Annotated in this window: 16 protein-coding genes; 7 read left to right on the forward strand and 9 right to left on the reverse strand. The window is 40.1% G+C overall.

What is annotated here, in order from left to right; all coding sequences use genetic code 11:
* Positions 1-85: 85 nt before the first annotated feature.
* Together murU and F993_RS11180 are read right to left on the reverse strand one after the other, a co-directional pair.
* A complete protein-coding gene (gene murU / locus F993_RS11185) occupies positions 86-775 on the reverse strand; it encodes an N-acetylmuramate alpha-1-phosphate uridylyltransferase MurU (RefSeq protein ID WP_004653886.1) in 690 nt (229 codons plus the stop codon).
* Positions 775-1,788, reverse strand: a complete 1,014-nt coding sequence (locus F993_RS11180) for an aminoglycoside phosphotransferase family protein (RefSeq protein WP_004653887.1) — start codon at positions 1,786-1,788, stop codon at positions 775-777. The genes murU and F993_RS11180 overlap by 1 nt, the downstream gene beginning before the upstream one ends.
* 118 nt (positions 1,789-1,906) lie before the next feature.
* Here F993_RS11180 and F993_RS11175 point away from each other — a divergent pair, with 118 nt between their 5' ends.
* Together F993_RS11175 and F993_RS11170 are read left to right on the forward strand one after the other, a co-directional pair.
* Complete coding sequence (locus F993_RS11175) at positions 1,907-4,381, forward strand: LPS-assembly protein LptD (RefSeq protein WP_004653889.1); 2,475 nt, start codon at positions 1,907-1,909, stop codon at positions 4,379-4,381.
* Positions 4,381-5,694 carry a peptidylprolyl isomerase gene (locus F993_RS11170; RefSeq protein WP_004653890.1) on the forward strand — a complete coding sequence of 438 codons (1,314 nt, stop codon included), beginning with the start codon at positions 4,381-4,383 and terminating at the stop codon, positions 5,692-5,694. Before F993_RS11175 ends, F993_RS11170 begins: the two co-directional genes overlap by 1 nt.
* Positions 5,695-5,799: 105 nt before the next feature.
* Here the strand turns inward: F993_RS11170 and fba are convergent, their stop codons facing one another.
* The 3 genes from fba to F993_RS11155 form a co-directional block, all read right to left on the reverse strand.
* Positions 5,800-6,837, reverse strand: a complete 1,038-nt coding sequence (gene fba / locus F993_RS11165; RefSeq protein WP_004653891.1) for a class II fructose-bisphosphate aldolase — start codon at positions 6,835-6,837, stop codon at positions 5,800-5,802.
* A 210-nt stretch (positions 6,838-7,047) separates the two neighbouring features.
* A complete protein-coding gene (rhlB, locus tag F993_RS11160) occupies positions 7,048-8,199 on the reverse strand; it encodes an ATP-dependent RNA helicase RhlB (protein WP_004653892.1) in 1,152 nt (383 codons plus the stop codon).
* 111 nt (positions 8,200-8,310) lie between these two features.
* The gene (locus F993_RS11155; RefSeq protein WP_004653893.1) at positions 8,311-8,523 is read right to left on the reverse strand and encodes a cold-shock protein; all 213 of its coding nucleotides are present in this window, start codon (positions 8,521-8,523) and stop codon (positions 8,311-8,313) included.
* A gap of 357 nt (positions 8,524-8,880) precedes the next feature.
* Between F993_RS11155 and F993_RS11150 the strand changes: the two genes are divergently transcribed.
* The 5 genes from F993_RS11150 (at position 8,881) to F993_RS11130 (ending at position 11,610) form a co-directional block, all read left to right on the forward strand.
* Positions 8,881-9,120 carry a sulfurtransferase TusA family protein gene (locus tag F993_RS11150; protein WP_004653895.1) on the forward strand — a complete coding sequence of 80 codons (240 nt, stop codon included), beginning with the start codon at positions 8,881-8,883 and terminating at the stop codon, positions 9,118-9,120.
* A 131-nt stretch (positions 9,121-9,251) separates the two neighbouring features.
* A complete protein-coding gene (rpoH, locus tag F993_RS11145; RefSeq protein WP_004653896.1) occupies positions 9,252-10,121 on the forward strand; it encodes an RNA polymerase sigma factor RpoH in 870 nt (289 codons plus the stop codon).
* A 107-nt stretch (positions 10,122-10,228) separates the two neighbouring features.
* Entirely contained in the window at positions 10,229-10,594 is a 366-nt protein-coding gene (locus F993_RS11140) for a DUF423 domain-containing protein (RefSeq protein WP_004653897.1), read from the forward strand.
* Positions 10,595-10,603: 9 nt separating this feature from the next.
* A complete protein-coding gene (thiS, locus tag F993_RS11135; RefSeq protein WP_004653898.1) occupies positions 10,604-10,801 on the forward strand; it encodes a sulfur carrier protein ThiS in 198 nt (65 codons plus the stop codon).
* Positions 10,802-10,824: 23 nt separating this feature from the next.
* Positions 10,825-11,610: a thiazole synthase gene (locus tag F993_RS11130; protein ID WP_004653899.1), complete on the forward strand. Its 786-nt coding sequence runs from the start codon at positions 10,825-10,827 to the stop codon at positions 11,608-11,610.
* A gap of 63 nt (positions 11,611-11,673) precedes the next feature.
* Here the strand turns inward: F993_RS11130 and F993_RS11125 are convergent, their stop codons facing one another.
* From F993_RS11125 to yaaA, 4 genes are read right to left on the reverse strand one after another with little or no spacing between them, the layout of a single operon-like run.
* On the reverse strand, positions 11,674-12,366 hold the full coding sequence (locus F993_RS11125) for a hypothetical protein (protein ID WP_004653900.1): 693 nt from the start codon (positions 12,364-12,366) through the stop codon (positions 11,674-11,676).
* Positions 12,367-12,379: 13 nt separating this feature from the next.
* The gene (locus tag F993_RS11120; protein WP_004653901.1) at positions 12,380-13,000 is read right to left on the reverse strand and encodes an HD domain-containing protein; all 621 of its coding nucleotides are present in this window, start codon (positions 12,998-13,000) and stop codon (positions 12,380-12,382) included.
* 9 nt (positions 13,001-13,009) lie between these two features.
* Positions 13,010-13,273: a hypothetical protein gene (locus tag F993_RS11115; RefSeq protein ID WP_004653902.1), complete on the reverse strand. Its 264-nt coding sequence runs from the start codon at positions 13,271-13,273 to the stop codon at positions 13,010-13,012.
* A gap of 21 nt (positions 13,274-13,294) precedes the next feature.
* Positions 13,295-14,077 (reverse strand): peroxide stress protein YaaA, encoded by a 783-nt coding sequence (yaaA, locus tag F993_RS11110; protein WP_004653904.1) that lies wholly within the window; start codon positions 14,075-14,077, stop codon positions 13,295-13,297.
* Positions 14,078-14,139 lie beyond the last annotated feature (62 nt).

The following is a 14,139-nucleotide window of genomic DNA, read 5'->3' on the forward strand; positions in this document are numbered from 1 at the left end:
AACATTTACAAGCATGATAAACTGCACAATCCGCTAAGTTTTTGTCTGTTCTTATGCAAATCACAGATAGACAAAGCATTTTTTATTATGCAAAGGCACCCTGCTTAATTTGCTGATCCAGCTGTTGCAAACGCTCAGGCGTGCCTACATCCACCCAAATTGCCTGCATTTTTTCAGCTGAAACCTGCTGCTGTTGCATTGCCTGTTTCAGCAATGGCGCTAAAGGTCGCTTGCCATTTTCTAAACCAGCAAACATCTGTGGTGCCAATACCGCAACACCACTATAAGTTAAAGCCTCACCCAATTGCTCTTGCTCAAAAGTGTAAGCCAAATCATTCGCGAGAATAAAGTCACCTTTTAAGTGCTGAGGTGGATTCTCTACCAACACCAAATGAGCTTGTTTATCTTCCAACTGAACATTTAAGAGTGATGAAAAGTCCATTGTAGTCCAAACATCACCATTCACTAAGATAAAAGGTTGATCACCCAACAAAGGTAAAGCATTAATAATGCCACCGGCCGTTTCCAAGCCTTCACCTTCATGTGACCACAAGATGGTCACACCAAATTGTGAACCATCACCCAAAGCAGCAACAAGCTTATCTCCCAACCAAGCCGTATTAATCACGATCTCGGTCACCCCCACTGCTTTCAGCTTTTCAATATGCCAAACAATGAGTGGTTTCCCGCCAACCTCAAGTAAAGGTTTAGGGGTATGCAAGGTCAAAGGTCGCATGCGATTGCCTAGACCTGCAGCAAGAATCATGGCTTTCATTATGCTGCAACCTCATAATCACCATATTTCACAATAAACTTCGGCATGACCACATCACGCATAAACTGCATAAAGTCATTCAGTTCATCATAACCTTGACTTTCTTCAAGCAAATACCACATCACGCGCGGTAAATCTTTTAAATAACCTGATTTGCCATCACGTTCAAATAGACGCACAAAGATACCCAAGATTTTCAGGTGGCGTTGGATCGCCATCAGATCTGCATCTCGCTTGAACTGCTCAAAACTACGGTTTTCTTTTGCTGCTGCCGGCAATAAGTTATAGAACACTTCAAACCATTCGTAAACGCGCTCAGCATTCCACTGCACATAAGCATCACGCGTAATCGAGATGAGGTCATAAGTATCTGCACCAATCACTGCATCCTGAAAATCAATCACTCCTAATTCTTGCTCATTCTCGATTTTCATCAAATTACGACTGTGAAAATCACGATGTACAATCACTTGTGGCTGTTGAGTCGCTTCAATCGCAAGAAAGTCGAATGCATGTTCGATTGTTTCCAACTGCTGCTCTGTTGGTTGAATGTTTAATGAAGGCAACATCCAGTCCGTAAGCAAACGCATTTCAGTCATTAACTTTTCATAAGAATAAGCTGGTAATTGGCCATGCACATCGATCTGTTGCAATTCAATCAACTGCTTAAAACTTTGAGCATAATATTGGTCGACTGTTTGATCATTGAGTAATGTTGATAGCACTACATCCCCAAAATCCTCCAGTAGCAACAGCCCCAAAGCTAGGTCTTTAGCAACAATATGCGGAACACGCACACCATTTTTGTCAAAAAACTCATCAATACTAACAAATGGTGCACAATCTTCTTTTTCAGGCGGCGCATCCATGAGCATGTATGTTTTGTTTTGTAACTTAATTCGCGCATAACGGCGAAAGCTTGCATCTCCTGCCAAAAAGCTGATCTCAAATTGATCAGATTGTAGAGTGGCTTGAAGCCAAGTTTGTATCAATTGTTCACGTTGTGTATTCATTTGCAATAAAATCTAAAACTAGCTGAGATTTTGAAAGCTTAAGTGTAGCCACTTATCAACTTTTTCTCTATGATGCGACAATAATTAATTGTGAATTAGCGTACTGGTTAATGAGACAATGAAACATCAGTTTAAATTTAATCCTTTAGCAACAGCTATTTTGACACTCTTGTGTGGCGGCTCGATCCAATCAGGTTTCGCGGCACCAGCTGATGCTGTCTCTACGCTTGACAATAAACAGCTCAAAGCTGCCATTCGACAGAATCAAGAACAGCAAAATCAAGAAAGTTATCCTGGGGAAAGTTTTTTCCAGCAATATTATGTAGACAAGTCTGCACCTGAAGCACAGCTACGTGATAATCGCTATCTGAGCTCTTCTTTTTGCCAAGGGACTTGGGTAACTCCAATCAATCCTGAAACAAAACCTGGTAATGCCAACACAACAACCTCAGTGATTACAGCAGATTATGGGCATTACAACCCGACTGGTGATTCTGTACTAGAAGGTAATGTAGTGATTGATCAGGAAGGCCGAACCATTCGTGCTGATCAAGTCACTATTGACTCAACCCAAACACATGCTAATGCCGAAGGCCGCGTCCAACTGGCTCAATCAGGTTTACTCACCCAAAGTGATGCGATTAATTATAATTTAAAGACCCAAACTGGCGATTTAAATAATAGTTTCTATATCTCAGAGCAACAACACGCACATGGCCATGCCAACCAGATTAAACGCGCCAGTCAGAATTTAGTGGTATTAAAGGATGCAAGTTATACCGCCTGTCCTCCTGAGCAAAAGCCTGCATGGAAAATTCAGGCCAAAGAAATTGAGTTGAACCAAGATACAGGGCGTGGGGTAACCCGTGGTACCAAGCTCTATGTCAAAGATGTACCTGTACTTGCAGTTCCTTACTTCAACTTTCCGATTGATGATCGACGCACAACCGGTTTATTGAGTCCAAATTTTGGCTATAGCAATGATGGTGGTGCCCAGTTAATCACCCCCGTCTATCTCAATCTTGCGCCAAACTACGATCTCACACTCACGCCAAGCTACATGAGCAAACGTGGCCCGAAATTAGATGCTGACTTCCGCTATATGACTGAAAACTTTGGTTCAGGTCGTATTTGGGGTGGTTATATCGCCAAAGACAATCAATATGGTGATGAAGCACGTGATGATCTTCACTTTGTTCACAATTGGAAGATCGATAATCAATGGTCGACCAATTTAGAATACAATTACGCATCAGATAAAGATTACTTCGCGGATTTCAACAATAATCCAAACACACGAACCGATCTAAATTTACGCCGTGCTTGGGAATTGAATTATCAAAATGGAATTCCGGGACTTAGGGCTCAGTTAAAGGTTGAAGATTTCCAAACTTTGGACAAGACTATTAAAGATGTTGATAAGCCTTACGCTCGACTTCCACAATTCTTATTAAACTACGTGACTGGTGATCCACAAGGTCTACAATACGAGTTTAATAACGATACCGCTTATTTCAAAAAGTCTGTGAATGATGGTTCTGCGCTAGAGTCGAGTGGTACGCGTATCTATAACCAGTTTGCAGTTCGCTATAACTATTTAACCCCTTCTTGGTTTTATGTCGTTCCAGAAGTCTCTGTACGCAGTATTAATACCTTCTACGATCAAGACTCAAAAGAAGGTCGTGGACTTTCTGCCTCTGATGATTTAGAAAAATCAGTTGTTGTTCCTCAATTCACGCTTGCTACAGGCTTAACATTTGAGAAAGAAGGTAAATACTTACAGAGTATTTCTCCTCGTGCTTTTTATGCTTACTCACCTTATAAGAACCAAGACGATCATCCAAACTTTGACTCGACTACAGCATCGATCAACTATGATCAACTGTTCAACCCATATCGCTTCTATGGACATGACCGCCTAGATGACAATAACTTCTTGTCGCTCGGTGTAACCTATAGCTTGCTGGATACTGAAGGCTTAGAACGGATTAAAGCAAGCATTGGTCAAAGTTATTACTTTAGTGACCGTCGTGTTAGTCTCAATGAACAACTCGATGAGTTTGATACTCAAACACGTACGGGACCTATTGTTAGTTTATCAAGTCAACTTAATCAAAATTTCACCATCACATCTAACTCTGCTTGGATGTCAAATGGTGAGAATGCACAGCGAGATTTCCAAGCTTACTACACAGGTGACAAAGGCAATCTTTATAACTTAGGCTATTTTTACCGCAAAGATATTCCAGATCGCCAAGATTCTTATGACCAAGTTGTTGCATCCTTTATACAACCTGTAAAAGACAATTGGCGTATTATGGGTCATGCTCAATACGACATTGACAATAATGTGATGCGTGAATATTTACTTGGTGTAAATTACGAGTCATGTTGTTGGGCTGTTTCAGTGTATGGTCGTTCTTACTATAACGATTTGGATGATCCAAACTCTCCAGACGTTCGTAAAAAGAATGCTGTTATGGCTGAATTCACCTTGAAAGGTCTTGGTGCTTTAAACAACAAGCTTGCTTCTCTCCTTGAAAATAGAGTTTTAGGTTTCAACAAAATTAATCAATCTTGGACACAACGTTAATGAAGATAAAATCTTTTCAACATATCTTTAAAGCGACTGTTCTCGCTGCCCTAATTTCTTCATCAATGCAAAGCTTTGCACAACCTACGGATGAGGTTGTTGCTATTGTAGATAATAGTGTCATTCTTAAAAGTGATTTAGAACAAGGGATTGCTGAGACAGAACACCAGTTAAAAGCACAAAATAAGACTGTTCCACCGCAACAGTATCTACAAATGCAAGTACTTGATCAATTGATCATTCGCCAAGCTCAATTAGAGCAAGTGAAGCGTTATGGCATTAAACCTGACGAAAAGAGTTTAAATGCTGCGGTGTTAAAAGTAGCAAACCAGTCAGGTGCCAATACACTTGAAGCTTTCCAGCAAAAGTTAGATGCTATTGCACCGGGTACATATGAAAATTTGCGTAACCGTGTCGCTGAAGATTTAGCCATTGGTCGTTTACGCCAACAACAAGTCATGTCACGTATTAAAATCAGTGACCATGATGTTGACAACTTCCTTAAATCACCAGAAGGTCAAGCTGCGCTTGGTACCCAAGTGCACGTTCTTCACATGCGCATTTCAGGTGACAATGCCAATGAAGTGCAACAAGTTGCTCAACAAGTCAAACAATCCCTCACAACAAGTGATGATCCGAAAGGAATTAGTAGCAAGCTCTCAACTGCAGCTGTAAAAGTTGATGGTCTAGATATGGGATTCCGCTCACTCTCAGAAATTCCAACTGAGCTCGCTGCGCGTGTTACCCCACTTCAAGTAGGACAAACCACTGAGCTCATCAATGTTCGTGATGGTATCCACGTATTAAAATTGCTTGAACGTAAACAAAATGAGCAAAAAGCACTAGTTCCTCAATACCAGACTCGCCATATCTTGATCCAACCTTCTGAAGTAGTGAGCTTAGATCGTGCAAAACAAATGATCGATAGCTTATACAACCGCGCTAAAGCAGGTGATGATTTTGCAACACTCGCTGCAACCTACTCCAATGATACAGGTTCTGCCCGTGATGGCGGTAGCTTAGGTTGGGTCAGCCCAGGTGTAATGGTTCCTGAGTTTGAAAAAGTCATGAAAGAGACACCTGTTGGACAAATCAGCAAACCATTCCAAAGCCAGTTCGGTTGGCATATCTTGCAAGTCACAGATACACGTGAACAAGACATGACCAAAGAAGTACAAGAACGTATGGCGCGTCAAATCTTAGGTGAGCGTCAATTCGACACCGAAGTAGATAGCTGGATGCGTGAGCTGCGTGCGAATGCCTATGTTGAAATCAAAGATGCCAACTTAGACTCTAAAGCACAACAAAAATAAACCAGCTTAAGAAAAATGCCAGCAATTCGCTGGCATTTTTTATTTCTAAAATTAAAGGTAAAAAAATAGCGGCAATCGCCGCTATTTTTTTACATCACAAATTGATTATTTGTAACGATCAACCATTTTCTCTAAAGAAATTGGACGAATTTTATCTGCATTACCTGATGTACCAAATGAATTATAACGATCCACACAGATTTGCTTCATTGCTTCAACGGTTTCACCAAAGAATTTACGCGGGTCAAATTCACTTGGTTTTTCAGCCATCATACGACGCATTGCGCCAGTAGAAGCCAAACGTAAATCAGTGTCAATGTTAATCTTACGCACACCATGTTTGATCGCTTCTACTAGCTGATCTACAGGCACACCATAAGTTTCTTTAATGTCACCACCGTATTGGTTAATCACTGCCAACCACTCTTGTGGTACAGAGCTTGAACCATGCATCACAAGATGCGTATTTGGTAAAGCAGCATGGATTTCTTTAATACGGTCAATGGCCAAGATATCGCCTGTAGGTGGACGAGTAAACTTGTACGCACCATGTGAAGTACCGACAGCAATCGCCAAAGCATCAACATTGGTATCTGCAACAAACTGAGTCGCTTCTTCAACAGAGGTTAACAGTTGAGAGTGGTCAAGTACGCCTTCTGCGCCTACACCATCTTCTTCACCCGCCATACCAGTTTCAAGGCTACCTAAGCAACCAATTTCACCTTCAACTGAAACGCCACATGCATGTGCCATCGCGACAACACGACGAGTTACATCAACATTGTAATCATAGGTCGTAGGCGTTTTACCGTCCGCACCCAATGAACCATCCATCATCACTGAGCTAAAGCCCAATTGGATCGAACGTTGGCAAACATCAGGGCTAGTACCATGATCTTGATGCATTACCACTGGAATATGTGGCCACTCTTCAATCGCAGCTAAAATAAGATGACGTAAGAAAGGTGCACCTGCATATTTACGCGCACCAGCCGAAGCTTGTACGATAACAGGTGAATTCGTTGCATCCGCAGCGAGCATGATTGCACGCATTTGTTCTAAGTTGTTTACGTTAAACGCTGGTACGCCGTAGTTATGTTCTGCAGCGTGATCCAAGAGCTGGCGCATTGAAATTAGAGCCATAATATCCTCCCAGGTAATGCGCCATATTCTACATGCTGATCTATTTCAATTCAGCAACTAATCACAGTAATTATAAAAAAATCTTCAATCTTTTGTGTAATTTGAGTAGTTATTCTGACCCAATAATCAAAAAGGCCAAATCACAGCATGATTTGGCCTCTTTCTTAAAAGATATTGCGCTTCAATACACCCAATAAAATGGATCAAGATTTAGCAATAACCCTCTAAACGCGTTAATGGTAATTTCTTACCAATCGCTTTTTCAATTTCTGGCAAATAGAATGCATCATCTTCCGACAAGAAACTGATACTGACACCCTGCGCACCAGCACGCCCTGTACGCCCAATACGATGCACATAGTCATCCGACTGTTCAGGTAAGGTAAAGTTAATCACATGCGAAACACCATCCACATGAATACCACGACCCGCAACATCAGTTGCAATCATAATATTGTTCTTACCTTGCTTAAATTGGTCCAGCATTTTTAAACGCTTATCTTGTGCAATTTCACCAGATAGCATGCCAACTTTATAGCCATCGCGTTTCAAATGATCATACAAGCGACGCACCTGATCTCGGCGATTGGCAAAGATCATGACTTTATCAATTGGTTCTTCACGCAAGATTTCTTGCAACAACTTATATTTATCTTGTTTAGCAACCACATACACACGTTGCTCAACGTCATTGTTGGTTTTTTGCTCGGGTTCAATTTCTACAGTAACCGGCTCAAATAACCATTGACGCGCTAGATTAAGCACATCATAGCTGAATGTTGCTGAGAACATTAAGGTTTGACGTTGCTCTTTAAATGGTGAATAACGAACAATTCTTTTAACAGATGGAATGAAGCCCATATCAAGTAAACGGTCTGCTTCATCGATCACCAAGAATTCGATTTTGTCCAACCACACTTCTTTTTGTTCAACGAAATCAATCAAGCGCCCAGGCGTCGCAACAATAATATCAACAAAGTTACGATCCAACATTTTCTTTTGCTTTTCAAAATCCACCCCACCCAATAAGGTCACAAGGTGTAAATTTGAAAACTTCGTCAATGCTTGTGCATCACTCTCAATCTGTAATGCCAACTCACGGGTCGGTGCTAAAATCAATGCGCGCGGTTCACCACGGAAACGTTGCTCTTGAACTGGATTATTGAGTAGATCATTGATCACGCTAATCAAAAAGGCAGCAGTTTTCCCTGTACCTGTTTGCGCTCGACCAATGGCATCATGCCCTGCTAATGTATATTTTAAAACCTTTTGCTGAATTGGGGTCATTTTTGTAAAACCCAAAGCATCAATCGCTTTCTTCAACTGCGGATGTAAATTTAAGGTTTCAAAACCAGATGTCATATATGCTCTCGAACCATCAACGACCAAAAGAAAGTCGCTATTATAAACCATAAAAAACAAAAACGCCCCAAATTACATTGGAGCGTTTTTATATTGCGTTAAGGCAACAAATTAGTCTAAAGGCTGAACGTTTTCAGCTTGGAAACCTTTTTGTCCTTGAACAACACTGAATTCTACGCGTTGGCCGTCACGTAAAGAACGGTGGCCATCACCCATAATTGCGCGGAAATGAACAAATACGTCATCACCACCATTACGCTGAATAAAACCAAAGCCTTTAGTGTCGTTAAACCACTTTACTACGCCTTGTTCACGAGCTGTCATAAGTCAATCCTCAGATATTGAAAGATAAGGACCTTCCGGTGTTGCAAACAGCAGAGCCAACAAGGTTTTAAAATATTTATAATTTTAAAGCTTGTAATCATTCTGTAAAACTATCAACAATTTCCGGTTACATCCATTTGTTATAGAGTTTAAAACAATTAAATTGCATTAAACAACTTTCTAAAACGCATCGAGCTTATCATGGGTTTATCACAATTAATAGAAGTTTTTTTAGTTATTAAGGATATTTCTATCTGTTTTTTTCAATAATTTAGCTAATTTTTTAATGAAATTTTCCTCTCAAAAATTACGCAAAAATTTGTTAAGATAATTCTGAATAAAGTGATTTAACTGAATATGACCGACACACCCGATACTCTCATCATTATTGATGCCTTAGGGCAACCCTGCCCAATGCCTTTGCTCATGCTAAAGCGCGCACTAAAGAAAGCTGATGGTACACAGCAATATTTATTAAAGTCCTCTGATCCACATAGTGAAATTGATGTAACACGATATTGCCAAATTCAGCAACTTCAATGCCAGACACAAAAAATTTCAGACAATGAATTTCACTATTTAATTGAATCTATGTGATTCTTTGCTAAACTCTTGGTAAAGATAAAATAGTTAACTTTACATTTCTATACTCAAATTTCCTTAGTGATGAAGAACATTCGCATTAAGATGAAATTGTTGACTTAAATACCATCCTATAAGGAGACTCCATGACTACTGACAGCAGCAATCAATTGATGCCCCTGTCATTGTCTGCGCCAGGCGTAAACCTTGGTGCATATATCAGTACTGTCAATCAAATTCCAATTCTAACGGCCGAGCAAGAAAAAGAACTTGCTGAGCGTTATTATTATGACCAAGATCTTGATGCTGCCAAACTATTGGTAATGTCACACCTACGCTTTGTTGTACATATTGCACGTAGCTATGCAGGTTACGGATTGCCACAAGGTGATCTCATTCAAGAAGGTAACCTTGGATTAATGAAAGCTGTCAAACGCTTTGATCCAAATATGGGTGTTCGCTTAGTTTCTTTCGCAGTGCACTGGATTAAAGCCGAAATACATGAATATGTGATTCGTAACTGGCGTATTGTTAAAATCGCAACGACCAAGGCACAACGTAAATTATTCTTCAACTTACGCAGTCTTAAAAAATCAAGCAAGCGACTCACTTTGGAAGAAGCGAAATCAATTGCCAATGATTTGAATGTAACACCAGAGCAAGTGCTCGAGATGGAAGGTCGCTTAACCGCTTATGATGCTGCTTTTGAAGCTCAAGGCGATGATGACGACGATACACCACATACCGCACCTGCACTGTATCTTGAGGACAATCGTTACGATCCTGCTCGATTAGTTGAAGAAGAAGACTACGAAGAACAAAGTACCACTGCTTTACATGAGGCAATGGATCAGCTTGATGATCGTTCACGGAATATTTTACAACGTCGCTGGTTAGATGATGACAAATCAACCTTGCATGAACTGGCTGCAGAATATAATGTTTCCGCAGAACGTATTCGCCAGCTTGAAAAAAATGCAATGGAAAAGATCAAAACTGCGATGTCTGCAAGTTAAAATCAAACCAAACACAAGGGCTTTAATGCCCTTTTGTTTTATCTGGCTTTGTTTAAGCCCTAGAATATGTTAACTTTGTTCATCAAATTTCCAGTTCCATTGCCATTATGTGGATAGCTATCTCGGCGCTTAACCTTGCGCTTGCAGTTATGTTGGGTGCTTTCGGTGCTCATGGACTCAAATCATTTGCAACCCCAGAACAACTGACTTGGTGGGGTACAGCAACCCAATACTTCTTTTATCATGCGATTGGTTTACTTATTCTAGGTGTCCTGCATAAAATCACCGCAACATTTCCAATAAAAATTCCTTTTATTTTGATCCAAATTGGTATCATCTTTTTCTGCGGTTCGTTGTACATTATGGCGCTCGGCCTACCTCGCATTTTAGGTGCGATTACACCGATTGGCGGTGCGTTTATGATAGCGGGTTGGCTGTTACTCGCATGGCAAGCAATCAAGCATGCGAAATAAGGATTGATCATGCACATCTATTTAAATGGCGAGTCAACAGACACGTCTTGTGAAAACCTACAGCAATTGATTCAGAATTTAGCCTTAGAAGGCAAACGCTTTGCTGTAGAGAAGAACCAACAGATTATTCCGAAAAGCAAACTTGAGCAAACGACAATTGCTCCTGAAGATCGTATTGAAATTATTCAAGCTGTTGGTGGCGGCTAATCGGCTAAAAATGGAGTAAGCCCATGCAAGATTCCCCTTTAATTGTTGGTTCACGTACTTTCCAATCTCGTTTATTGGTCGGAACTGGTAAATATAAAGATCTCAATGAAACTGATTTAGCCATTCAAGCCAGTGGCGCCGAAATTGTGACCGTGGCAATTCGTCGTGTAAATATCGGACAGCATGCTGATCAGCCGAATCTGCTTTCAGTGATTCCACCAGAGAAATACACGATTCTGCCGAATACCGCAGGTTGCTTCGATGCAGATAGCGCGATTCGTACCTGTATGCTGGCACGTGAGCTACTTGATGGTCACAATCTGGTGAAGTTAGAAGTGCTCGGTGATGAAAAAACCTTATACCCAAATGTGACTGCAACACTGAAAGCAGCACAGACCTTGATTGATGATGGCTTTGAAATCATGGTCTATACCTCGGATGACCCAATCGTTGCGCAAGAACTTGAAAGCATGGGTTGTGTTGCGATCATGCCTTTGGGTAGTTTGATTGGTTCTGGCCTTGGTATTTTAAATCCACATACCATTTCCATCATCAAAGAAAATGCCAAAGTCCCTGTGTTGGTGGATGCTGGTGTGGGTACAGCCAGTGATGCTGCCATTGCAATGGAGTTGGGCTGTGACGGTGTTCTTATGAACACGGCGATTGCAGCGGCACAAAATCCAATTTTGATGGCTTCTGCCATGAAAAAAGCGGTTGAAGCAGGTCGTGAAGCATTCTTAGCAGGTCGTATGCCGCGTAAGCGTATGGCGAATGCAAGCTCACCAGAGACAGGGTATTTCTTTAAGTAAGAAAACAAAGATTAGAGGGAGCGTTTTGCTCCCTTTTTTAATCGCCAAAACACTCATTTCTTTCTAGCATTTTAATGCTATCTGTAATGAGATTTTTATATCATTCACAATATATTTTGGTGCAAGGATAAACAAAAGCATTTCAGCCCAATACGGCTCACTCTTAGCATACACTTCCATCGATAATTTTTTCATTAATTGGCAATAATCATGATAAGCAATGCGATGAGTTTTATAGTTCACAGGACCATCAAACAAATTAAAAATCGTATTAAGTTCATATTGAGTTATATCAGCATTCCTTCCGATCGGCTGAGGATAAAATTCCTTTAATGTTGAATATTTAAACAACAACCAGTTTAAAGAATAAATGACTCTGGAATCATAAACTGCATAAGCCTGATGATCCATAAATGATGCTACTTTTGATAAAGAAGAGATCACTGAAAAAGTAGTTCTTGTTAAAGCACCTTTTGTAAGTTCACTTTCAAATTTAAGCAATAATAGGTCATTTTTAGGATTTTGCTTAAAAGAACGTATACCTCCCCACTCTTGAATCAACCAATACCGACCAGCTAAATCACCTGAATTCAATAAAGAATTGAAATTATGTTTTAAATAAATATTTTGCTCAAATATGGAGGCAAGATGCACAGGGATTGGTAATGGATTACTTTCTGGCAACTTCCATATAAAATATTTTTCTAACGGATGCTGTTTCGCTAGCTCTTTCAATGTTTGAATTAGCTGGTCCATGATTCTCTCAATTCTAAATGTTTAATATTCGATTTAAATTTTGCTTCGCCCTTTGCTCAAAATTCTGTTGAAAATATTCCGTTTGATACAACGGTTCCACTTGATAAAAATGTGCGAGAACTTGTTTTCTTTTAACCAAATAAATATCTGGATCTACCCAAGCATATTCCTGCTTAATCTGCTGTTCATATTCTTCAAAACGCTCTGGCGAAGCTGCTAGAATCGCTAAGTCAATATCCAGTAAAAACTGTAAGTCTAGCTCATCCGTTGCTTCATGCTTTTGCGTCGCAATAATCCAACGTTTTATCTTTTGAACGATATCGATTGATAAATCTTGAGCCAAATACTGTTCAAACAGCTCAGCACTTTTCAGTTCATTATCTTTTGCTTGGGGGTCATAAACCGCATCATGAAACCAGAGTGCCAAAGCAACCGCATACACATCATTTAAATCAGATCGAATCGAGTCAACTAGAACTAGACATTCATACAAATGTTGCAGCGTATGATAAGCCCGCTGCTTTTCACTGTAGGCAGCAATCAACTTATTAAAAACTTTCTGTGGCTCAGAAAAATGATAATGCTGATGCAGCTCAGACCATGATTTTTCTAATGTGGATAAATACTGCTGCATTGCTCATCCTCATTGGATTTCTTTATTCAGCCATTTTGCCAAGGATTCAGCATCTTTACGCTCAAGAAAGAGCTGATACAAGGTACAGGAACCAAACTCATGTTTTAGTTCCTGTTGGCGCATAGGATGATTACCAAATCTGAATCGTCGAGTACCATCTCGATCTAAAGGCAATGCATATACCCCATAACTACGAGGTTCTGTCAAATGCCCTTTGATTCGAACTTGATCAGACGATATTGCGTGTTTTAATAAAAGTTCTTTGGTTAACATCCCACCCTGCCCAAGGCAAATCTAAGCTGCGTGCTGTTCATCTCGCTTAAAGACCAATTCTTTATCCGATGAACTTTCAGCATCAAAGTAATACCCTTCACTATCAAATGCTTTTAATTGTTCTACTTGGCTTAATTTATTTTCAATCAAGTATCTCGCCATCAATCCACGCGCTTTTTTCGCATAGAAACTGATGACTTTATATTTTCCATTCTTCTGATCCAAGAATACAGGCTTGATAATTTCTGCCTGAATTTTCTTTTCATTCACAGATTTATAATATTCGTCAGAAGCCAAATTTACCAATACTTTCGCATCAATTTCAGCTAAATCTTGGTTAATTTGATCGGTGATAATACTGCCCCAGAATTCATATAGATTATGACCACGTGTATTTTTCAATTTAGTGCCCATTTCTAAGCGGTACGGCATCATCAAATCCAACGGACGCAATAAACCATAAAGACCAGACAGCATACGCAAATGCTGCTGGGCAAAATCAACATCTTGTTCTTTTAAGTGATAAGCATCTAAACCGGTATACACATCGCCTTTAAATGCAAACAAGGCTTGACGTGCATTGGAAAAATCAAAATCTGCATTCCAGTCACGGAAACGCTCTACATTTAAATTGGCAATTTTCTCGCTCACGGTCATCAACGATGCAATTTCTGTCGCAGAAAGCTTGCGACAAACATCAATCAATTGTTGTGATTGCGCCAACAAACGGGGCTGGGTATGTGTATCTGTAGGAAGTGCTGTGGTGTAATCGAGTGTTTTAGCAGGAGAAATTAAAGCAAGCATAATCAATCAAAATAAATTTATCTTGGTGAAACTATAACAGTTGATAATTTTTAATGCCAATC

Source organism: Acinetobacter proteolyticus (genome assembly GCF_000367945.1).
Classification (GTDB): Bacteria; Pseudomonadota; Gammaproteobacteria; order Pseudomonadales; family Moraxellaceae; genus Acinetobacter; species Acinetobacter proteolyticus.